Below are 21442 nucleotides of genomic sequence, written 5' to 3' on the forward strand. Positions count from 1 at the left end.
GGGCGTTTCGGCGTTCATCAGACGTCCCGCCTTTCGAAATCGATGCGGGGGTCGACCAGCACATAAGTGACATCGCCGAGTAGATTGGTCAGCAGCCCGAGCAGCGAGAAGATGAACAGCGAGCCAAGCATGACCGGATAATCCCGGTTGATCGTCGCCTCGAAACCCAGCAGCCCAAGGCCATCCAGCGAGAAGATCACCTCGATCAGCAGCGAGGAGGTGAACAGCACGCTGACGAAGGCGGCCGGAAAGCCGGCGATGACGATGAGCATCGCGTTGCGAAAGACATGGCCATAGAGCACGCCGTTCTCGGAGAGGCCCTTGGCCCGCGCCGTCGTCACATATTGCTTGCCCACTTCATCGAGGATCGAATTTTTGGTGAGCATGGTCAGGTTGGCGAAGGCGCCGATGACCATCGCGGCGACCGGCAGGGTGATGTGCCAGAGATAATCGAGCACCTTGCCGATGAGCGAGAGCTCCTCCCAATTGTCCGAGACAAGGCCCCGCGCCGGGAAGATGCTCCAGAACGTGCCGCCAGCGAACAGCACGACCAGCAGCACCGCGAACAGGAAGCCGGGAATGGCATAGCCGATGGTGACGAAGAAGCTCGACCAGGCATCGAACGCGGTGCCCGCGCGCACGGCCTTGCGGATGCCGAGCGGAATGGCAACGAGATAGGTGATGAGCGTGGTCCAGAGGCCCAGCGAGATCGAAACTGGCAGTTTCTCGATGATCAGATCGATCACCGGCTGGTCCTTGTAATAGCTGTTGCCGAACTCGAACCGCGCAAAATCGCCGAGCATCTTGAAGTAGCGATAGAGCACCGGCTTGTCGAAACCGTAGAGCTTCTCAAGCTCCTTCACCATCGCCGGGTCCAACTCGCCGGTGGGCATGATGCCGCTGCTCGCGCCGGTATCCACACTGCCGCCGATGGTAGCCGTCGCGTCCATCGCGGTGCCGGCGAACCGCGCCTGGATCTGGTCGATCGGGCCGCCGGGCACGAACTGGATGATGATGAAGGTGATCGTGACGATGCCGATCAGCGTCGGCACCATCAGCAGGAGCCGGCGGGCGACATAGGACCAGAGCGCCGTCATGAGGACTGTCCTTGTGCGTGCCCGGCCGTCTTGCCGGGGTCGGCCCACCACGTATCGAGCGTCATGATCGGGAAATTATAGGCGGGCTGCTTCTTCGGCATGCCGAACCGGTCCCAATAGGTGATCGGCATCTGCCCCACCGGCGCCGGGTAATCATGCTGGAAAGGAATGGCGTAGAAATTCCACAGCAGGATGCGATCGAGCGCCCGCATCGCGCCGACCACGGTCTCGCGGTCCGTCGCGGTGATCATCTGCGCGAGCATCTTGTCGACTGCGGGATTCTTGACGCCCGGATAGTTCAGCGATTGCGGCTGATCCGCAGCGTGCGACCCCCAGATCAGTGTCTGGCCGATGCTCGGCGTTTCATGGCCGGGGAACATCGGGATGTTGAGCAGCAGATCATAATCATAATGCCGCAGCCGATGCCGGAACTGCGCGCTGTCGAACGAGCGGAAACTGATGGCGATGCCCAGTTGCCGCGCATTCTCGACAAAGAGCGAAACCTGCCGGTCCATCAGCGGGGAATAGCTGATCAGCTCAAGCGCCATGGGGCGACCGGTTGTCTTGTCGATCAGCCGGCCATCCTGATAGCGATAGCCCGCCGCCCGCAGGATCCGCACCGCCTCGATGAGATTGGCCCGGCGATTGCGCCAGTTCCCGCCAACCGGCAGGTCCGGCGCCTTGGTGAACACCTCGCCCGGCACCTCGTCCTGCACGGATTGGAGCAGTTCCAGCTCCCGCCCCTGGGGCAGGCCCTCGGCCGCGAACTCGCTGTTGGTGTAGAAGCTGTGCAGGCGGCCATGATGTCCGGCGAGCAGGGTCCGGCGCACCCACTCGAAATCATAGGCCAGCATCAGCGCGCGCCGCAATTGGCGATCCGCCAGCGCGGGCCGCCGCGTGTTCATGACGATGCCCAGATAGAAGGACGGGCTGCGGTAATCGATGACCTGCCGCTTGATCTGGCCCGCGCGGAAGGCCGGCAACTGCTTCTCGCTTGCCCAGCGCACTGCGCTCGTTTCCTGCCGGAAGTCGACATTGCCGGCGAGGAAGGCCTCATAGGCAACCGTCTGGTCCCGGTAATAATCGTGCCGGATGATGTCGAAGTTGTAGCGGCCCTTGTTGACCGCCAGATCCTTGGCCCAATAATCCTTCACGCGCTCATATTCGATCCAGCGCCCCTGGCTGAAGCGGCCGACCTTGTAGGGGCCGCTGCCCAATGGGCGGTCGAGCGAGGCGGCGTTGAGCGCGTGCTTCGCGTAATAATGGCGGGGAAGCAGCCACATATCCATCACCACCGTCGGCAGTGTGGGATTATTGGGCTGGGTGAAATAGACGCGCACCGTGTGCGGCCCGCGCTTTTCCGCACGCGTCACGGCCTGCTCCAGCCGTTTGAGCGACGGCGTCACCAGGCCCTTGGCCTGATCGATGGTGAAGATGATGTCCTCGGGCGTGATCGGCACGCCATCATGCCAGCGCGCGCGGGGATCGAGATGGAAATCCATCCATGAAATATCTTTGGGATAGGTGATCGACTCGGCGACCAGCGCGTAGCGCATTGCCGGCTCGTCCGAACTGCGCCGCATCAGCGGCTCATAGACCTGCACCATGCCGATGGGCGGCGTGCCGAGCAGGGCCATGAGATTGAGACTGTCGAAGCCGCCAATATAGGCCACCCGCAGCGTGCCGCCCTTGGGCGCCTTGGGATCGGCATAGTCGAAATGCTTGAAGCCGGGGCCGTATTTGGGGGTGCCGAACACCGCATAGGCATGGCTGGAGATCAGCTCATTGCCGCCCGGCACGGCCTGAACGCTGGCGGAACTGATCGTCAGCAGCAGCGGAAGGCAGAGTAGCGCCAGCAGGAGTTGCCGAAGCACCCCGAGGCGCTGCCTCACCGGCCCGGCAGATGGTGGCGGGCCGCCATCATCCAGGCCATGGTCATTCGGGCCGTCCGCAGCATCTCCAGCCATACTCTCCCTTCCGAACCCCAGATGGAGTCCAGCAATCCGGTGATGCCCATTCGATCTTGCGCCGAATGTCGCCTCACCCGCTCCGTTGGTTCAATGTCTAACTTTAGTTGACTTAACTAACAATTCGAATCGAACTTATCTTGTCATAATTCGCGCTGCCAGGCGCGTAAACGCCCTGCTCGTCATCGTGCCGCGCCTGCTCTGCCAATGCAACCGGCTGCCGCACAGCGCGGCACGGCTTTGATCGCCGCGCGCATCCTGCTAGCCCATGCGCATGAAGAACATCGCCACGCTCACCCTCAATCCCACCATCGATGTGGCTTATGAGGTCGACAAGGTCTTCGCCACGCACAAGATGCGGACGGCTGGCGAATATCATAATCCCGGCGGCGGCGGCATCAACGTCGCCCGCGTGTTCGTGCGGCTGGGCGGCAATGCGCGGGTGCATTACCTGTCCGGCGGCGCGACGGGCGTGGCGCTCGATGGCTTGCTCGACCGGCATCAACTGGTGCGCGCGCAGATCCCGATCCAGGGCGAAACCCGCGTCGCGACCTCGGTGCTGGAGAAGGACAGCGGCAAGGAATATCGCTTCACGCCGCCGGGACCGGTGGTGGAGGAGGCCGAATGGCGGCTGGCGCTCGACCAGCTCAGTCAGGTGACGTGCGATTATTTCGTGGCCAGCGGGTCGCTGCCGCCCGGGGTGCCGGAGGATTTCTACGGGCAGCTTGCCGCCGCGCTGGCACCGCGCGGAATCGGCTTCGTGCTCGACAGTTCAGGCGCCGGTCTGCGCGGCGGCCTGAGCGGCGAGCATGTGCTGCTGGTCAAGCCGAGCCAGGGCGAATTGCAGCAGCTCGTCGGGCGAGACCTGAAAGGCCCGGATGCCATTGCCGCGGCGGCCCAGGAAATCGTGCGATCGGGCCGCGCCCGCTATGTCGCGGTCACTCTCGGCCATGAAGGCGCGGTGCTGGCGACCGCAGAGGGCACCCTCTATCACCCCGCCATCCCCATCGACGCGAAAAGCGCGGTCGGCGCGGGGGACAGCTTCGTCGCCGCGATGGTCTATGCGCTGGCCAGCGACTGGCCAGTGGAGGACGCCTTCCGCTATGGCATTGCCGGCGGCACTGCGGCGGTGCTGACGCCGGGCACCGACCTCGCCCGCCCGGCCGACATCGACCGCCTCTACGCGCAGATCAAAACCGGCTGACCAGCGCGCGCGCCGCCGCCTGCACATCCCGCCAGGTCACATCGAACCCGGCTTCATCGCCAAAATAGGGGTCGGCCACGGCCTGCCCTTCCCGCCCCGGCACCATGTCCAGCAACAGGCGGAGATGAGCGCGATGCCCTGCGGGCGCGAGGCGCCGGATGTTGGCGAGATTGTCCCCATCCAGCGCAAAAATCATGTCGAAGCGCTGGAAATCCGCCGGCCCGATCTGCCGCGCGCGATAGGTCGAGATGTCGATGCCATGACGCAGCGCCGTCGCCTGCGCGCGCGGATCGGGCGGCCGCCCGACATGCCAGTCGCCCGTGCCTGCCGAGTCCGCCGTCACATCGAGGCCGGCCAGCGACGCCTCGTGGCGGAAGGCCGCCTCGGCCAATGGCGAGCGGCAGATATTGCCGAGACAGACGAACAAAATGGCGGATGGGGTTGGCTTGAGCATGCGCCTCGCTATCATGCGCGGACGACGAACGCGACCCGGCCGCGCTTCGGCCAGGCCGCGAAACAGGAACCCGCCCCCATGTGCGGGCGTTCGCAACAAGAGCCACGCCGAACCCAATCAGCGGCGGACCCAACCATGACGCCAACCACGCCAGGGGAATCACCATTTCGCATCCGTCCGCATTCGATCTTCCAGCGCCCTCAATCGACACCCTCGACCATCTCAGCCTGTTTCTGGATCTGGACGGCACGCTCTTCGAGCTGATCGACCATCCCGAAGAGGTGATCGCAGACGAGCGTCTGCGCAGCCTGCTCACCCGGCTGACGACGCGGCTCGACGGGCGTCTAGCGGTCGTGAGTGGGCGCTCCATTGCGCAGATCGACGCCATTCTCGGCCCTATCGCGCAGGATCTCGCGGTGTCCGGCAGCCATGGCAGCGAACATCGCTGGCGCGGCGTCGCGGCGCATCCGGTGCGGCCCAAGGGACTGGACGAAGCCGCTGCGGATTTTCGTGCCTTTGCCGGCCAGCATGAGGGCGTGATCGTCGAGGACAAGAGTTATGGCGTCGCGCTGCATTTCCGCATGGCGCCGCAGATCGAGGCGGAAGCCACCGCCCTCGCCACCCGCCTGGCTGAAGATCTCGGCCTCCATTACCAGCCCGGCAAGATGATGACGGAACTGCGGATGCCCGGCGGCGACAAGGGCAAGGCCGTGCGTACCCTGATGAGCCGGGCGCCCATGGCAGGCACCTCGCCGTGGTTCCTTGGCGATGACGAGACAGACGAGGCCGCGTTTCTCGCCGCGCAGGCGCTTGGCGGCGTTGGCGTGATCGTGGGCGATCGGCGGCCGACCGCAGCCCAATACAAGCTTGCCAATCCGCGCGCCGTACATGCCTGGCTGGAGGACCTGCTCTGATGACTGCAACACTCGACCTCTGGCCTATCGGCAATTGCCAGGTCTCCGCCCTGATCGACCGGGCCGGCCGCTTCGTCTGGGGCTGCGTGCCCAGGGTGGATGGCGACCCGGCCTTCTCCTCCCTGCTCGACCCGGCCCCGCGCGCCGCTGAGGGGGCGCGCGGCTTCTGGGAAATCGACCTGGAAGACTGCGTGGAGACGACGCAGCATTATGTGCGCAACACGCCGGTGCTGGTGACGCGGCATGAGGACAAGCACGGCAACGCCATAGAGGTCATCGACTTCTGCCCGCGTTTCCACCGGAGCGGGCGCATGTTCCGTCCCGTCGCTTATGCCCGCATCGTCAAGCCGGTGGCGGGCAGTCCGCGCATCCGAATCCGCCTGCGCCCGGCGCGCGACTGGGGCGCGCGCGATCCGAACCGCACGCGCGGCACCAATCACATCCGCTACGTGCTCTCGGACATGACCCTGCGCCTGACGACGACGGCGCCGGTCGGCTGGATCGAGGACGAGCGGCTGTTCCGTGTCGAGCGGCCGCTGCACTTCTTCTTGGGCCCGGACGAGAGCTTTGCCGACGATCTGCGCATCACGCTGGACACCATGCTCGACCGGACGATCCGGGAATGGCAAGGCTGGGTGCGGGGTCTCGCCACGCCCGTGGAGTGGCAGAAAGCGGTCATTCGCGCCGCGATCACGCTTAAGCTGTGCCAGCATGAGGAAACCGGCGCGATTGTCGCGGCGCTGACGACATCGCTGCCCGAACATGCCGATAGCGGGCGCAACTGGGATTATCGCTACTGCTGGATTCGCGACGCTTATTACACCGTGCAGGCGCTCAACCGGCTCGGGGCGCTCGATGTTCTGGAGAGTTATCTCGAATATCTGCGCAACCTCGTCGACAATGCACGCGGTGGCCATATCCAGCCGTTGTACGGCGTGGGCGGCGAGGCCACGCTGACCGAATGGATCGCGCCGGGGTTGGCCGGCTATCGCGGCATGGGGCCGGTGCGCGTCGGCAATCAGGCCGCCGAACAGATCCAGCACGATGCCTATGGCCAGATCGTCCTCTCCAGCACCCAGAGCTTCTTTGATCGGCGGCTGCTGCGCATGGGCGGCACCGACGATTTCCATGCGCTTGAGGCCGTGGGCGAGCGCGCGTGGGACGTCTACGATAAACCCGATGCCGGCCTGTGGGAGCTGCGCACCCGCAGCCATGTCCACACCTACTCCGCCGCCATGTGCTGGGCGGCGTGCGACCGGCTGGCCAATGCCGCTGCCGCGCTCGACCTGCCGGAACGGGCCGCCTTCTGGCAGGGCCGGGCCGACAGCATGCGCCAGACCATTATCGATGCGGCCTGGCGGGAAGACACGGGCCGCATGTCCGCGACATTCGGGGGCGACGATCTCGATGCCAGCATCATCCAGTTGCTGGACCTGCGCTTTCTCTCGCCCGGCGATCCACGATTCAAGACGACGCTCGAGGCCGTCGAGCAGGGGCTGCGGCGCGGCAGCCACATGCTCCGTTATGCCACCGAGGACGATTTCGGCCTGCCCTCGACCGCCTTCAACGTCTGCACCTTCTGGCTGATCGAGGCGTTGCACGCCACCGGACGGGTCGACGAGGCGCGGGTGTTGTTCGAGGAAATGCTCAGCCGCCGCACCGCCGCCGGCCTGCTCTCGGAGGATATCGACCCCGCCACGGGCGAACTGTGGGGCAACTATCCCCAAACCTATTCGTTGGTTGGATTAATCAACTGCGCCGTTCTGCTCAGCAAGCCGTGGAGTACCATCAGATGACTCGCCTCGTCATCGTGTCGAACCGCGTCAGCCCGCCGACCGGGGAAGGACAAGCCAATCAGGGCGGCCTTGCGGTCGCGCTGTCATCGGCGCTGCGCGAGACAAACGGCATCTGGTTCGGCTGGTCGGGCAATGAAACCGAGACGTTCACCGGTCATGTGAATTTCAGCAAGAGTGATGGCGTCACTACTGCCACCGTCGACCTCGAACCCCAGGATATCGACGAATATTATAACGGCTTTGCCAATCGCACGCTCTGGCCGCTCTTTCACGACCGGACCGACCTCGCAGAATTCGAGCGCAACTTCGCGGGCGGTTATGCGAGGGTGAACGAGCGCTTCGCCGACACCCTACTGCCGCTAATCACGCCCGAAGACCTGATCTGGGTTCATGATTACCACCTCATCCCGCTCGGCGCGGAACTGCGCAAACGCGACGTTACGAACCGCACCGGCTTCTTCCTCCACACGCCCTGGCCCGTTGCGCGCCTGCTGACCTCCCTGCCGAGCCACGCCAAGCTGGTGAATGCGCTGTTCGCCTATGATCTGCTGGGTTTCCAGTGCCAGGCCTGGCTCGATTCCTTTCTCTATTATGTCCACGACCAGTTCCCCGAGGCGGAAATATCGGACGGTGTGATCCGCATTGGCGACCGGACCGTGCGGGTCGTCGCCTGCCCGATCGGAATCGATGCGGGGGACTTCGCCAAAAGCGCGACCACCCCGGAAGCCGATGAAGCACGCGAAAGCATCCTGCGCAGTCTCGAAGGCCGCGACCTCATCATGGGGGTCGACCGGCTGGACTATTCCAAGGGCATGGAGCAGCGGTTTCACGGGTACAGCCGCTTGCTGCAGGACCATCCCGAATTTCAGGAAAAAGTCACCTTCCTCCAGATCGCGCCGCCATCGCGCGAGCAGGTCGCCAGCTATCAGGACATCCGACGCGAACTCGACGCGCTCTCGGGCCATATCAACGGCGAGTTCGCCACCGCCCATTGGGTGCCGTTGCGCTATGTGAACCGCGGCTATGACCGGCTTGCCCTCTCCGGCATGTACCGCTCCGCGCGCGCTGCGCTGGTGACGCCATTGCGAGATGGGATGAACCTGGTCGCGAAGGAATATGTCGCGGCGCAAGACCCGGAAAATCCCGGCGTGCTCATTCTCTCGCGTTATGCCGGCGCCGCCGAGCAATTGCAGGACGCCCTACTGGTCAACCCGTTCAGCCCGGAAGAACTGGCCGACGCGCTGCACCAGGCACTGCTCATGCCGCTTGAAGAGCGCAAGAGCCGGTGGCGCGCGATGATGGACAGCGTGGAAACGCAGGACATCCGCTGGTGGCTGAAGCGCTTCCTCGATCTGCTGACGAGCGAACACCCGCCGCGAGGGAGCACTGCCGAGGCCTCTGAGAGTTCAGAAGGCGCAGATACGAAAGAGGCCGCTCAGGCTGCAGCCTCCTCCTGAGCGGAGGGCGCGGTCGCGATCCGCGCCTTGGAGAAGGCGAGCACGCACAGGATGCAGCAGCCGACCGGCACCAGCAGCGCCAGAAAGAACATGCCGGCGGACATGTTGGCAGCGATCAACGCCCCGCCCACGAGCGGCCCCGCCATGGCACCCACGCGCGCGACGGCGACCGCCAGACCGATGGCGGCCGACAGCATCGTGATCGGGTAGATGCTCGCGGCCACGGCCGTCAGGGCGATATGGGCGCCGCCGACGCCCATGCCGATAATCAGCATGAGCAGACCCCAGGTAGCGAATGTCGGCGCCAGCACCGCCAGCGCCACCAAGCCGAGCGACACCAGCGCATAGCCTGCCAACAGCGCCGGAATCGTGCGGTGACGGTCGATCTGCGTAGCCAGAATGAGGCCGCCGACCAGTCCGCCGATCTGGACGATGGAAGCCATATGGGCCGACGTCTCGAAGCTGAAGCCGACCCCGCGCAGGACCGTCGGCAGCCAGCTCGCCAGCATGTACATGGACAAGGCGTTGAAGCAGAACAGCGCGGAAAACAGCGTGGTGCGAAGCAGATAGCCGCGCCCTAGCGGCGCCAATATGGGAATGTCCGTCCAGTGCCATGCCCGCTCACGCGCCGGTTTGGCCGCTACGGGAGCCGCCGGCAGGCGCGTGAGAAACAGCGCGAGAAGAATCGTGATCACGAACATGAAGGTCGCCGGGACGGTGAACGCCGCTTCCCACCCGCGCCCGGTCGTGAGCCACGGCACCACGATACCAGCGCCGGCTGCCCCGACCGGAATGCCGCACCCGACAATGGTCATCGCGCTCGCCCGCCGCTTGGCCGGCATCACCTCCGCGAGGATCGCCAGCACGTTGGGCAGGCAGGCGCCCAGCGCCGTGCCCGTGAGCAAGCGCCACCAAAAGAGCTGACTAACCGTCTGGGACCATGACGTGCCGAGTGTCGCGAAGCTGATAACGCCCAGCGCCACAACGGTCGTCGTCCGGCGCCCCACCTTGTCGCCCAGTGGGCCGAGAAAGAAGGCGCCGAGACCAAGGCCGATAACCACGGCAGACAAGGCCGGTGCGAACAGGGCCGGTGACTCCCCCCAAAGCTGCGCCAGATGCGGCACGATGACGGGCATCGACCCGATGTCATAGCCATCGATGACCATGATGATGAAGCTCAGCAGGCCGACGATGTAGATTTGGAATCCGCTGGCCGCCTTGGCAGGCGCCGGCGGATCCGCTCGTGCATCGGCCGACAGAATTGCGTTGCTCTGGCTCATCTCGATCCCATCCTCTCACCCTGTCGCCGCCGGTTCATCCGGTCTGGCCGTTCTTGCTCGTCCATCATCGCTGGGCTGGCTCGGCCGGGGCCGTCTTGCCCAGAATGAGGTCAGCCGCCTTTTCCGCGATCATGATTACGGGGGCGTTGGTATTGCCCCGAATCAGCGCCGGCATGGAGGAGGCATCCACCACGCGCAGGCTCTCGACTCCGCGCACCCGCAACTGCGCATCCAGCACGGCAGCATCGTCGGTGCCCATGGCGCAGGTGCAGGCGGGATGGCCCCCGCTCCGCGCCGTCGCCCGCAACCAGCCTTCCAGCGCGGCATCATCCGCCGCATCGGGGCCGGGCGCGACTTCCGCTGCGACCAGATCCCGCGCCGGCGCGGTGGCGAAAAAGCGGCGCATGAAGTGCATCGACCATAAGAGTCGATTAAGATCGCCCTGTTCGCTCAGGAAGTTGAGATGGATTTTCGGCAGCGCCTCTGGATCGGCGGAGCGCAGCGCGATGCTCCCCCGGCTCTCGGGGTTAAGCAGCAGCGTGCCGGCCGAGAACTGGTGCCCCGCGCCTTTTCGCCAGCCGGGGAACCACGGCCGCGCAGCGTAGCTTGCGTGGACGATCTGAAACTGAAGATCCGGCCGATCCTGCAACGGCCCAGAGCGCAGGAAGCCCTGAATCGACATCGGACTCTGCGCCATGTTGCCGGTGCCGAACAGGGCCCAGCGCGCCGCGTGCAGGGCGATCCGGTCGAGCCGCAACTGATCGTCAAAGGTCACCGGCGCGGCGGCTTGCCAGAAGCTGAGCGCGATCGGATGATCCTGCAGATTGGCGCCCACGCCCGGCAGATCGCGCAGCACCGGCACGCCCATGTCAGCCAGATGCGCCGCCGGGCCGATGCCGGAGAGCATGAGCAGTTGCGGCGAGTTGATCGCGCCGCCGCACAGGATCACCTCGCGGCGCGCCCGCACCTGCCGCACCGTGCCCCCCTTGCGATACTCCACCCCGACCGCCCGGCCATGCTCCATGATGACGCGCGAGGCGAGCGCATGGGTCTCGATCCGCAAATTGGGGCGACCCCGCACCGGGTCGATGAACGCCCGCACTGTGCTGTGTCGCCGCCCCGCGCGGATCGTGCAGTCAGGAATGCCGAACCCCTCCGGGCGCGGCACGTTGAAATCCGGTTCCTCGTCATAGCCCAGATTGCGCGCGGTGCGCATGAACGCCGGGAACAGCACCGGGTCCGGCTTCATCGCCGTGACGTGCAGTTCGCCCGTCCCGCCATGGTCGGCTCCCGCGCCGCGCCAATTGGTCTCCGAGCGGCGGAAATAGGGCAGCACGTCGTCAAAGCCCCAGCCGGGGAGCCCCATATCGCGCCAGCGATCATAGTCCGCCGCATGACCGCGAATATACATGGTGCCGTTGATCGAGGAGCTGCCGCCCAGCGCCTTGCCGCGCGGAATGGGCTGGGTGCCATTGCCCATTTGCGGGTCCGGCTCGCTCTCATTGCCCCAGATGAAGCGCTCGGTCGCGGCGGCCTGCATCCAGGTGAGCGGCATGTCGATGATCGGATGACGGCACTCGCCGCCCGCCTCCAGCAGCGTGACGGAGGTTCCGGCCTGCGCGCTCAGGCGATTGGCCAGCACGCAGCCCGCACTGCCTGCCCCCACGATGACGAAGTCCGCCTCACCCATCGGTCGGTCGCCCTCCCCTCCACGCTGTCTCTGCCAGACCGTTGCGGCCTTTGCCCTGCTGGTCTTACGGTGCATATGCACGAGCACAAGTGCGATAACGCACGCCTGCCGCGATGGAGAGCGATGAGATGCGATATACCGCCGATGAGGAAGCCAATCTGGCGCTGGTGCGCGGCCTTTTCGACGAGGTGCTCAACCCCATGGATTCGGGCGCCGTGGACCGGTTCATCGCGCCCGACTATATCCAGCACAATCCCTCGGTCGAAACGGGGCGCGCGCCATTCAAGGCGTTTCTCGACCATATCAGGTCTGTGCATCCCCAGGGCGTGCATGATGTGAAGCGCATGTTCGCCGATGGCGATCATGTCATCGTCCACTACCACGTCCGCCGCTGGCCAGACGATAGCGGCTGGGCGGTGGTTGACATCTTCCGGATCGAGAACGGCCTCATTGTGGAACATTGGGATGTCGCGCAGGACGTGAAGCTCGGCGGGCCGAACGCGAACGGGATGTTCTGAGCAGCGGGCCTTCGCCGCCCGTGCAGATGCGACCAAATCGTCGGGCTTTAGGCGGCGTCGGTGGAATGAAATTGACTCTGTGCAACCGACGCGCAAGATCGTGCATTGTCGGGCTGGATTCTACCGCCGTCCGTCTTTTCCGAGGGCTCCGTGACGATCGATTTTCAGGCCCTGCTGGCGCGTTCTCCCAATCCCTATGTGTTGCTCGATAGCGATCTGCGGATCGTCTGGATGAACGACGCCTATCTGCAGGTGACCATGCGCACCCGCGATAAGCTGCTGGGCCAGAACATGTTCGATGCCTTTCCGAGCGACCCGGACTCGGAGAGTCACCGGCAGCTGGAATCCTCGTTCCGGCGGGTTTTCGCCTCCGGCAAGCAAGACGAGATCGCGCTCATCCGCTACGACATTCCCACGCCCGATGGCGGGATGGACGTGCGCTACTGGAGTGCGACCCACACGCCCTTTTCGGACGAGGCACGCAAGGTCGCCTACATCCTGCAGCACACGGTCGACGTCACCGAACTGCAGACGCTGCGGGCCATGCGCGATGAAATGGGCCTGATCCAGCGCGCCAATGCCGTGCAGGCGCGCAATCTGGACCTCGCGGAAGAGGCCGGGCAGTTCAAATCCCTGTTCGAGCAGGCGCCGGGCTTCGTGGCCATTCTGCACGGGCCGGATCATGAGTTCCGCATGGCGAATGCCGCGTATCACAAGCTGGTCGGGGGCCGGGATCTGCTGGGCAAGCGGGTGAAGGACGCCCTGCCGGAAGTGAGCGGACAGCGCTTCCTGAACCTGCTCGACCAGGTCTATCGCTCGGGCAAACCCTTCATCGGGCGCCGCCTCAAGGTGCTGTTGCAGAATGACGAGGGAACCGAGGTGCAGGAGCGCTATCTCGACTTCGTCTATCAACCCACCGTGGGCGAAGGCGGGACTGTTTCCGGGGTGTTCGTCCAGGGCCATGACGTGACCGACCAGGTGGAATCGGAAGAGCGGCAGGCCCTGCTGATGAACGAGCTCAATCACCGCGTGAAGAACACGCTGGCGATCGTCCAGGGCCTGGCGATGCAGTCATTCCGCCAGATGCCCGGGTCCGAGGTTCCGCGTCAGACCTTCAATGCGCGGCTAGCGGCGCTGGCGGCGGCCCATAATCTGCTGACGACCAGCAACTGGAAAACCGCCGGCTTCATCGAGACGGTGCGCAGTGCGGCCGAAGCCTCCATCGGGGAGGATCTGGCGCGCGTGCATCTGGACGGCCGGGATTTCACCATCGCGCCGCAGACGGCGGTGTCTCTCTCCATGATCATTCACGAACTCTGCACCAATGCTGTGAAATATGGGGCTTTGTCCGTGCCTGAAGGTCACATAGACCTGAGCTGGACGATCGAGGACGAAGAAGAGGATTACCGATTGATCGACCTGCGTTGGGAAGAACGCGGCGGCCCACCCGTCCAGCAACCTGCAAATCGGGGTTTCGGGTCGCGCCTCATCGAGCACGGCTTCTCGACGGAGCGGGCCAGCGGCGTCGTCATAGACTTTCGGCCGACCGGCCTGCTGTGCACCATCAAGGCAAAGCTCACCAACGCATCGATTGTTTCATGAGACTGGACGACCTGACCATCCTGATCGTTGAGGACGAGCCGATCATCGCGCTCGTTCTCGAAGACAAGCTGCTGGATCGCGGCGCGAACCCCGTTCTGGCGCACAGTTTCGACAGTGCGGCAGAGCTGATCGGCCGACAGGCCCTGGACCTCGCCATTCTGGATGTGAACATCCATGGCCAGCAAAGCTATCCGCTGGCGCAAATGCTCCGAGACAAGGGCACGCCCTGCATCTTCGTAACCGGCTATGGCGGCGCGCTGCACCCCGAGGCGTTTGCGAACGTCACGACGCTGACCAAGCCCTATAGCGTGGCCGCGCTGGATGACGCGCTCCAGACGGCGCTGGCATCCAGCTCTGCCAGCCAGCCGGAACCCGACACGCCGCTGACCTGACCGGTCAGAGCCGCGTCACCGGCGCGGCGGCGTTTTCAGGCAAGCTCGACCGGGGTGGTATCGTAGCCCGCCACAGCCAGCGCCTGCATCAGTCGCTGGAGATGGGCTTCGTCGCGCGTCTCGCACTCCACATCCAGCGTCAGGCCCTTGGCGGGCAGATTGGTGAAAATCCGCTGGTGGGAGAGCTCCAGGATGTTCACCGCCTCCTGATCGAAGATGCGAGCGACATGGAACAGCGCGCCGGGGCGATCCTGCATGATGATGCGCAGGCGCGCCAATCGGCCTGAACGGGCCAGATCGCGCAGCAGCACATTGGCGAGCAGGCGCGTATCGATGTTGCCGCCACACAGCACCAGGCCCACCGTCTTGCCGGCGAACAGCGGCTTGTGCTCGATCAGTGCGGCGAGACCGGCGGCGCCAGCGCCCTCGACCACGGTCTTCTCGATCTGGAGCAGCAGGCTCACCGCCTGTTCCAGCGCGCGCTCGGTCACGAGCACCACATCATTGGCGAGCGCGGTGACGAAGCGGCGCGTGAGCTGCCCCGGCTCCTTGACAGCGATGCCCTCGGCCAGCGTGTCGCCATCGCATGGCAGATTGGCGCTCTTCACCACATCGTACATGGAGGGGTAGAGTTCGGCCTGTACGCCGATCAGCTCGATATCCGGGCGGATGCCGCGCGCAGCGGTGCCCATGCCAGAGAAGAGCCCACCGCCGCCGATGGGAATGACCAGCGTGTCGATCTCCGGCGCGTCCTCCAGCATCTCCAGCGCCACTGTGCCTTGCCCGGCGATGATGTCCGGCTCGTCGAAGGGGTGGACGAAGGTCAGCCCGCGCTCGGCTTCCAGCTTGCGCGCGTGATTATAGGCGTCCTCGAATTTCTCGCCTTCCAGCACCACGGTCGCGCCGTGACCCTCGGTCTGCATCACCTTCACCAGCGGCGTCGTCATGGGCATGACGATGGTGACGGGAACGCCGAGCTTGGCACCGTGATAGGCAAGGCCCTGCGCATGGTTGCCGGCCGACGCCGCGATAACACCCTTGGATCGCGAGGCATCGTCCAGCAGCAACAGGCGATTGAGCGCGCCGCGTTCCTTGTAGGCGGCGGTGAACTGGTGGTTCTCGAACTTGAGATACACGGTCGCGCCGGTCATCTGCGAGAGCGTCTTGCTGACCACCGTGGGCGTGCGCAGGATCGAGCCCGAAATTCGCGCCGCCGCCGCGCGGACATCGGCGACGGAGACGGGCAGCGCATCGGCACTGGCCGTCAGGGGCTCAAGCGGTTCGATCCTGTTCATGGCGCCGCCCCCTACTCCCATCTGGCGCATCCTGCAAACTGCCACTATGCCCTGCTTATGGCAAAAATCGCGTTTATCGGGCTGGGAGTGATGGGCGGACCAATGGCGGGGCATCTCGCCGCCGCCGGGCACGACCTCTCGGTGTTCAATCGGTCGATGGGCAAGACCCAGGCCTGGGTCGAGCAGCATGGCGGCGAGGCGGCAGTCAGCCCCGCGCAAGCCGCGGCGGAGGCCGAGGTCGTCATCAGCTGCGTCGGCAATGATGCCGACCTCGAAGCGGTGACCATCGGGCGCGACGGCGCGTTCCGGACGATGCGGCCCGGCGGGCTGTTCATCGACCACACCACCGTCTCCGCCAAGATCGCGCGGCAGCTCGCCGACGAGGCGGAGAGCCGGGGGCTTCATTTCGTCGATGCGCCGGTTTCCGGCGGCCAATCCGGCGCGCAGGGCGGCACGCTCTCGGTCATGTGCGGCGGCACGCAGGCAGCGGTCGAGGCCGCGCGCCTGGTCATGCAGGGCTATGCCGCCCGCATCGTGCATTGCGGTGAGGCCGGCGCGGGTCAGACCACCAAGATGGTCAACCAGATCTGCATCGCCGGCGTGCTGGAGGGGCTCTCCGAAGCGCTCCGCTTTGCACAGGCAGCAGGCCTCGACCTCGGCAAGGTTCAGGAAGCGATTGGCGGCGGCGCGGCGCAAAGCTGGCAGATGGACAATCGCTGGAAGACGATGAGCGAGGACAGCTTCGATTTCGGCTTCGCAGTGGAGTGGATGCGCAAGGATCTGGGCCTCGCCCTCGATGAAGCGCGCACGCTCGGCGCCACATTGCCGGTCACGGCGCTGGTCGATCAATATTATGCCGAGGTCGTCGCCATGGGCGGCGGACGGCAGGATACCAGCGCGTTGGTGAGGCGCCTGCGCAAGCCATGAGTTTTGCACGAAGGACAAGCGCCGTTCTGGCGGCGCTCGCGCTCGGACTGGGCATGGGCGCGACCCGCGCGGACGCTCAGGGCCTGATCGATAATGTGAACGGCATCACGGTCGATGCGACCGGCGACCTCGTGCATTTCACCGGCCTTGTCATCAGCGACGATGGCCGGGTGGAAAAGCGGCTGGCGCGCGGCGAGAAACGCCCCGATCGGCCGAGCTTCCGCTTTGACGGCAAGGGCCGCACGCTGATGCCCGGCATCATCGACGCGCATGTTCATGTCATTGATCTCGGCTTCTCGCGCCTCAATCTGGACCTGAGCGATACCAATTCGCTCGAAGAGGCGCGGCAGAAGATCGCCGCCTTCGCTGCGGCCAATCCCGGCCGTCCGTGGATCATCGGCTTTGGCTGGAATCACGAGAAGTGGAACCTCGGCCGCTTCCCGACTGCCGCCGACCTCGATGGGCTGGGCGATGGGCGCCCGATCTGGCTGGAGCGCGTCGATGGTCATGCCGGCTGGGCCAATGCCGCCGCGCTGACCGCCGCCAAGATCGCACCGACCAGCAAGGCCCCTGCCGGCGGGCGGATCGAGATGGTCGCAGGGCGTCCCAGCGGCATCCTCGTGGACAAGGCGATGGCGCTGATGACGCCCGCCCTCCCCCGTCCCCAGCCCAAGGATTATGACGCGGCACTGTCCGCCGCGCAGGATGCGCTGCTGGCGCGCGGCGTCACCACCGTCGCCGACATGGGCACCAGCATCGAGCACTGGCAGGCCTATCGCCGCGCCGGCGACCGGGGCGCGCTGCGAATCCGCATCCTGGGCTATGCCGCCGGCATGGAGCAGGCCGCGCTGATCGCCGGGCCTGCGCCGACCCCGTGGCTGTACAACGACCGGCTGCGGCTGGGCGGCGTCAAGCTGGTGCTGGATGGCGCGCTCGGTTCACGCGGTGCCTGGCTCAAGGCGCCTTATGCCGATGCGCCCAAGGAGAGCGGCTTAGCGCTGCTGACATCAGCCCAGTTGCGCAACCAGATGAGCCGGGCAGCGATGGACGGCTTCCAGCTTGCCGTTCACGCCATTGGCGATCAGGCCAATGCAGAGACGCTGGATGCCATCGAGGAGCTGAGCGAGACCTATAAGGGCGACCGGCGCTGGCGGATCGAACATGCGCAGATCGTCGACCCGGCCGATCTCGCCCGTTTCGCGCGCAGCGGCACGATCGCCTCCATGCAGCCGCAGCACGCCACCTCCGACTGGGCGATGGCGACGCGACGGCTCGGGCCGGAGCGGCTCGCCGGCGCTTATGCCTGGCGGACAATGCTCGACAACAAGGTGCCGCTGGCATTCGGTTCGGATGCGCCCGTGGAGCCAGCGGATGCCTTCATCGGCCTCAAGTCGGCCGCCACGCGGCTCGATGTCCGCAACGAGCCGGCCGGCGGCTGGTTGCCGACGCAACGCCTGACGCTGGCGGAGGCGCTGCGCGCTTATGGCCGCGGCGCGGCTTATGCCGCATTTGCCGAGGAGCGCCTCGGCAGTCTCGCACCCGGCCAGCGTGCCGATTTCCTCATTCTGGACCGCGACATCGAGCTGACCAGCCCCACCGACCTTGCCGCGACGCAGGTCGTCGAGCTGTGGATGGATGGCAAGCGCGTCGCCCTGAAGGATCGCTGAATCGTGAACGCCATTCGCCTTGCCACCAAATATGTCGAGAAGCCGTGGGGCCGCACCGATCTGCCAGCGGCCTATCCGGACGGGCGGGGCCGACAGATCGGCGAGGTCTGGTTCGATGGGCCGGACGGCCAGCATCCGCCGCTGCTCGTCAAATATATCTTCACCAGCGAGCGCCTGTCCGTCCAGGTTCACCCCAATGACGCGCAGGGCCAGGCGCGCGGCCTGCCGGGCGGCAAGAGCGAGTGCTGGCTCATCCTCGATGCCGAGCCCGGCGCGACCCTTGGCATGGGGACGCTCCGCCCGCTGGATGACGAGACCCTGCGCGCCGCCTCGCTCGATGGCAGCATCGAGCATCTGATGGACTGGAAGCCGGTGAAGGCCGGCGACTTCTTCTACATCCCCGCCGGGACTGTCCACGCCATCGGTGCTGGCGTCACGCTGGTCGAGGTGCAGCAGAATGTCGATGTGACCTATCGGCTGTACGATTATGGCCGCCCGCGCGAACTGCATCTGGATGACGGCGTCGCCGTGAGTCGGGCCGAGCCCTATACGAGGGCGCCGGTCAACATCGCAGAGGTGGATGCGGATACGCTTTTGCGTCGCGACGAGGCGCCCTTCACGCTGGCCCTGGAGCGCTGGCACGAAGGCAGCCATGACCTGGACTGCGCCGATGGCCGTTGCTGGTTCGTTCCGCTGAGCGGCCGGGGCACGATCGACGGACAGCCTTGGGCAGCGGGCGAGTGCTGGCTGGTGACGGATTCCGCCACGCTCACCGTGACCGAACCCGCCCGGGGCCTCATCGCGCAAAGCTGACGCCTGCCAGACTTAGTCAATGAGAGAGTGCGCGCGGCCCGCGCAGCTCTGCTCATTCCCCTTGCGCTTAGCCGCAAAAATACTGGCATTCGAGATTGCAACGCCCTATTCAGCGCCCGACAATGGCGAGGACTGAAAGAGGCTCTGCAATGGCAAAAGACAACAAAATTACATTTTACGATCTGGCGTTGGCGAGCGGCGCGACGATCAGCCCCTTCGTGTGGGCGACGAAATATGCGATCGCCCACAAGGGCTTTGAGATCGACACGGTGCCCGGCGGTTTCACCGGCATTCTCGAGCGGACCGGCGGCAAGACCGAGCGCCTGCCGGCGATCGTCGACGATGGCAAATGGGTGCTCGATAGCTGGCTGATCGCCGAATATCTGGACGAGACCTATCCCGACCGGCCGACGCTCATCCCGCACCCCAGCGTGCGCGCCCTCACCCAGGGCATGGAAGCCTGGCTGTGGAAAGAAGCGATCAGCCCGTGGATGACCTGCTTCCTCAAGGAATATCGTGATCGCTCGCTGCCGCAGGATCATCAATATGTCACCGAATCGCGCGAGCGGATGTTCGGCCGCAAGATCGAGGACATCATTGTGGGCCGTGAAGACCGTCTGCCCAAGGTGCCGCCAAACCTCCAGATCATGCGCAATGTGCTGGCGGAGAATAAGTGGTTCGGTGGCGACACGCCCAATTATGCCGATTACCGTCTGCTCGCCGTGTTCCTGTTCACCGCCTCGGTGGCAGATACGCCCGTGCTGACCGACGACGATCCGCTGCGCGATTGGATCGAGCGTGGGTTCGATCTATATGGTGGCCTCGGCCGTCATCCCGGTCTCTCGCCCATCTTCGGTCTGCAACTGCGCGAGGGCGATCCCGAACCGTTCGTGAAGGGCAATGCCAAGAACGGGCTTTCCAGCCGCAACACCGGACCGCAGTCGACTTCGGCGGAAACCGCGCGGCTCAAGGGTGAGGCCCAGCCGGCCGCCTGAGCGCCCACAACATCGCCCTTTCGAGGCGACAAGAGACAGACAGGCGGCAGGCTTCACGGCGTGCCGCCTGTTCGTTTTTGCGATCTCTTGCCGTCCGCCCGCACCCGGATTACCCACAGCGCAGGAGAGGAGACATAATCATGAAAAATCTTGCTCGCCGGGTCGGCTTGGCCCTGGCTCCCATCGCCATCTGTGCCGCCCCTGCCCTCGCCCAGCAGGAACTGCCACCCGTGCTGGCCAGCGGCGCGAAGTCCGATGTCGCGCCCGCCGTGCAGATCCTGCGCTGGCACATGAACGATGCGGACGTCGCGTCCCTGACCTTCCGCAGCATGGACACGTTGTTCACCACGCGCTCGGCGCCGCGCTCCGGGCCGATCTGGCAACTCCCGCGCAACGACAAGCCGCTCGATTTCAGCTATGCCTTTAAGGGCACGACCTACAAGGCCGACGACTTTCTGGAGCGCACCTACACCAATGCGCTGCTGGTGATGAAGGACGGCAAGATCGTCACCGAAATCTACCGCAACAACAGCAATGAGCAGACGCGGTTCATGGGCTGGTCGATGACCAAGTCGCTGACCTCGATCCTCATCGGCAGCGCGCTGGCGGAAGGGCGGATCAAGTCGCTCGACGATCCCATCACCGCCTATCTGCCTGAGCTGAAGGGTTCGGGCTATGACGGCGTGTCGATCCGCCATATCCTGCAGATGCGCTCGGGCGTGGATTATGAGGAGCGCTACGACTTCGCCAATCCCGGCATCGCCGCGACCAATCACATCAATGCGCTGGTCAAGAATGTCTCGCGCTTTGCCGACATGGCGCGGCAGGTGAAGCGGCTGCACACGCCGGGCACTGTGTTCCAGTACAAGACCATCGACACTGCCGTGCTCGGCTGGCTGATCGAGCGGGTGAGCGGCGGCGACACCATTGCCGGCTATGCGACCAAGCATCTGTGGGAGCCGCTGGGCGCCGAGCGTGACGGCTTCTTCATCATGGATGGCCCGCCGGGCGTCGGCCGCGAGTTCAACGGCGCCGGCTACAATGCCACGCTGCGCGATTGGGCACGCGTGGGGCAGATGATGCTCGATGGCGGCAAGGCCAATGGCAAGCAGATCGTCTCGGCCGCCTGGGTCGCGGAATCGACGCGGCCGACCGACCCCAAGGAAGCAGGGCCGATGGGTTATGGCTATCAGTGGTGGACGCTGGGCGGCGGCTCCTACTCCGCCATCGGCCTGCAGGGACAATATGTGTTCGTCGATCCGGCGAGCCGCACGGTGGTGGTGAAGCTCAGCTACTTCCCGCCAGCCAATATGAGCGCGGACGAAGAGACGGCTGCATTCCTGAAGGCCGCAGCCGCCTGGACACCGCGCTGAG

18 protein-coding genes are annotated in these 21442 nt (G+C 65.2%); 12 read left to right on the forward strand and 6 right to left on the reverse strand.

The window, feature by feature from the left end; all coding sequences use genetic code 11:
* Window positions 1-17: 17 nt before the first annotated feature.
* Together M2335_RS13875 and M2335_RS13880 are read right to left on the reverse strand one after the other, a co-directional pair.
* Window positions 18-1097, reverse strand: coding sequence for a microcin C ABC transporter permease YejB (locus tag M2335_RS13875; RefSeq protein ID WP_181558805.1), 1080 nt, complete (start codon window positions 1095-1097; stop codon window positions 18-20).
* The gene (locus M2335_RS13880) at window positions 1094-3064 is read right to left on the reverse strand and encodes an extracellular solute-binding protein (protein WP_264595059.1); all 1971 of its coding nucleotides are present in this window, start codon (window positions 3062-3064) and stop codon (window positions 1094-1096) included. The genes M2335_RS13875 and M2335_RS13880 overlap by 4 nt, the downstream gene beginning before the upstream one ends.
* Before the next feature lie 274 nt (window positions 3065-3338).
* On the opposite strand from M2335_RS13880, the gene M2335_RS13885 reads away from it, so the two are divergent.
* Window positions 3339-4268, forward strand: coding sequence for a 1-phosphofructokinase family hexose kinase (locus M2335_RS13885; protein WP_264595060.1), 930 nt, complete (start codon window positions 3339-3341; stop codon window positions 4266-4268).
* On the opposite strand, the gene M2335_RS13890 is transcribed toward M2335_RS13885, so the two are convergent.
* The gene (locus M2335_RS13890; RefSeq protein ID WP_264595061.1) at window positions 4255-4722 is read right to left on the reverse strand and encodes a low molecular weight protein-tyrosine-phosphatase; all 468 of its coding nucleotides are present in this window, start codon (window positions 4720-4722) and stop codon (window positions 4255-4257) included. The two genes, M2335_RS13885 and M2335_RS13890, sit on opposite strands and share 14 nt — an antisense overlap.
* Before the next feature lie 80 nt (window positions 4723-4802).
* On the opposite strand from M2335_RS13890, the gene otsB reads away from it, so the two are divergent.
* Genes otsB through M2335_RS13905 form a run of 3 tightly spaced genes read left to right on the forward strand, consistent with a single transcriptional unit; the run spans window position 4803 to window position 8889 of the window.
* Window positions 4803-5636 (forward strand): trehalose-phosphatase, encoded by an 834-nt coding sequence (gene otsB / locus M2335_RS13895; RefSeq protein WP_319801199.1) that lies wholly within the window; start codon window positions 4803-4805, stop codon window positions 5634-5636.
* Entirely contained in the window at window positions 5636-7432 is a 1797-nt protein-coding gene (locus M2335_RS13900; protein ID WP_264595062.1) for a glycoside hydrolase family 15 protein, read from the forward strand. Before otsB ends, M2335_RS13900 begins: the two co-directional genes overlap by 1 nt.
* A complete protein-coding gene (locus M2335_RS13905) occupies window positions 7429-8889 on the forward strand; it encodes an alpha,alpha-trehalose-phosphate synthase (UDP-forming) (RefSeq protein ID WP_264595063.1) in 1461 nt (486 codons plus the stop codon). The genes M2335_RS13900 and M2335_RS13905 overlap by 4 nt, the downstream gene beginning before the upstream one ends.
* Here the strand turns inward: M2335_RS13905 and M2335_RS13910 are convergent.
* Both M2335_RS13910 and M2335_RS13915 read right to left on the reverse strand, forming a co-directional pair.
* Entirely contained in the window at window positions 8868-10169 is a 1302-nt protein-coding gene (locus M2335_RS13910) for an MFS transporter (RefSeq protein ID WP_264595064.1), read from the reverse strand. The two genes, M2335_RS13905 and M2335_RS13910, sit on opposite strands and share 22 nt — an antisense overlap.
* 64 nt (window positions 10170-10233) lie before the next feature.
* Complete coding sequence (locus M2335_RS13915) at window positions 10234-11859, reverse strand: GMC family oxidoreductase (protein ID WP_264595065.1); 1626 nt, start codon at window positions 11857-11859, stop codon at window positions 10234-10236.
* Between the two features lie 128 nt (window positions 11860-11987).
* Between M2335_RS13915 and M2335_RS13920 the strand changes: the two genes are divergently transcribed.
* From M2335_RS13920 to M2335_RS13930, 3 genes are all read left to right on the forward strand, one after another.
* Window positions 11988-12377 (forward strand): nuclear transport factor 2 family protein, encoded by a 390-nt coding sequence (locus M2335_RS13920; protein ID WP_264574524.1) that lies wholly within the window; start codon window positions 11988-11990, stop codon window positions 12375-12377.
* 105 nt (window positions 12378-12482) lie between these two features.
* On the forward strand, window positions 12483-13979 hold the full coding sequence (locus M2335_RS13925) for a sensor histidine kinase (protein ID WP_264578241.1): 1497 nt from the start codon (window positions 12483-12485) through the stop codon (window positions 13977-13979).
* Complete coding sequence (locus M2335_RS13930) at window positions 13976-14371, forward strand: response regulator (protein WP_181558796.1); 396 nt, start codon at window positions 13976-13978, stop codon at window positions 14369-14371. The genes M2335_RS13925 and M2335_RS13930 overlap by 4 nt, the downstream gene beginning before the upstream one ends.
* A gap of 35 nt (window positions 14372-14406) precedes the next feature.
* Here M2335_RS13930 and M2335_RS13935 read toward each other — a convergent pair whose 3' ends face one another.
* The gene (locus tag M2335_RS13935) at window positions 14407-15666 is read right to left on the reverse strand and encodes a threonine ammonia-lyase (protein ID WP_181558795.1); all 1260 of its coding nucleotides are present in this window, start codon (window positions 15664-15666) and stop codon (window positions 14407-14409) included.
* A 57-nt stretch (window positions 15667-15723) separates the two neighbouring features.
* Between M2335_RS13935 and M2335_RS13940 the strand changes: the two genes are divergently transcribed.
* The 5 genes from M2335_RS13940 to M2335_RS13960 all read left to right on the forward strand — a co-directional run bounded on the left by M2335_RS13940 (window position 15724) and on the right by M2335_RS13960 (window position 21441).
* The gene (locus M2335_RS13940) at window positions 15724-16593 is read left to right on the forward strand and encodes an NAD(P)-dependent oxidoreductase (protein WP_264595066.1); all 870 of its coding nucleotides are present in this window, start codon (window positions 15724-15726) and stop codon (window positions 16591-16593) included.
* Window positions 16590-18260: an amidohydrolase gene (locus M2335_RS13945; RefSeq protein WP_413716126.1), complete on the forward strand. Its 1671-nt coding sequence runs from the start codon at window positions 16590-16592 to the stop codon at window positions 18258-18260. The genes M2335_RS13940 and M2335_RS13945 overlap by 4 nt, the downstream gene beginning before the upstream one ends.
* A 3-nt stretch (window positions 18261-18263) precedes the next feature.
* Entirely contained in the window at window positions 18264-19073 is an 810-nt protein-coding gene (locus M2335_RS13950) for a class I mannose-6-phosphate isomerase (RefSeq protein WP_264595067.1), read from the forward strand.
* A gap of 149 nt (window positions 19074-19222) precedes the next feature.
* Window positions 19223-20068, forward strand: coding sequence for a beta-etherase (locus tag M2335_RS13955; RefSeq protein ID WP_264572128.1), 846 nt, complete (start codon window positions 19223-19225; stop codon window positions 20066-20068).
* Between the two features lie 140 nt (window positions 20069-20208).
* A complete protein-coding gene (locus tag M2335_RS13960) occupies window positions 20209-21441 on the forward strand; it encodes a serine hydrolase domain-containing protein (protein WP_264595068.1) in 1233 nt (410 codons plus the stop codon).
* Window position 21442: the final 1 nt, after the last annotated feature.

Origin of the sequence: Sphingobium sp. B12D2B, from assembly GCF_025961775.1 — a bacterium.
Lineage (GTDB): Bacteria > Pseudomonadota > Alphaproteobacteria > Sphingomonadales > Sphingomonadaceae > Sphingobium.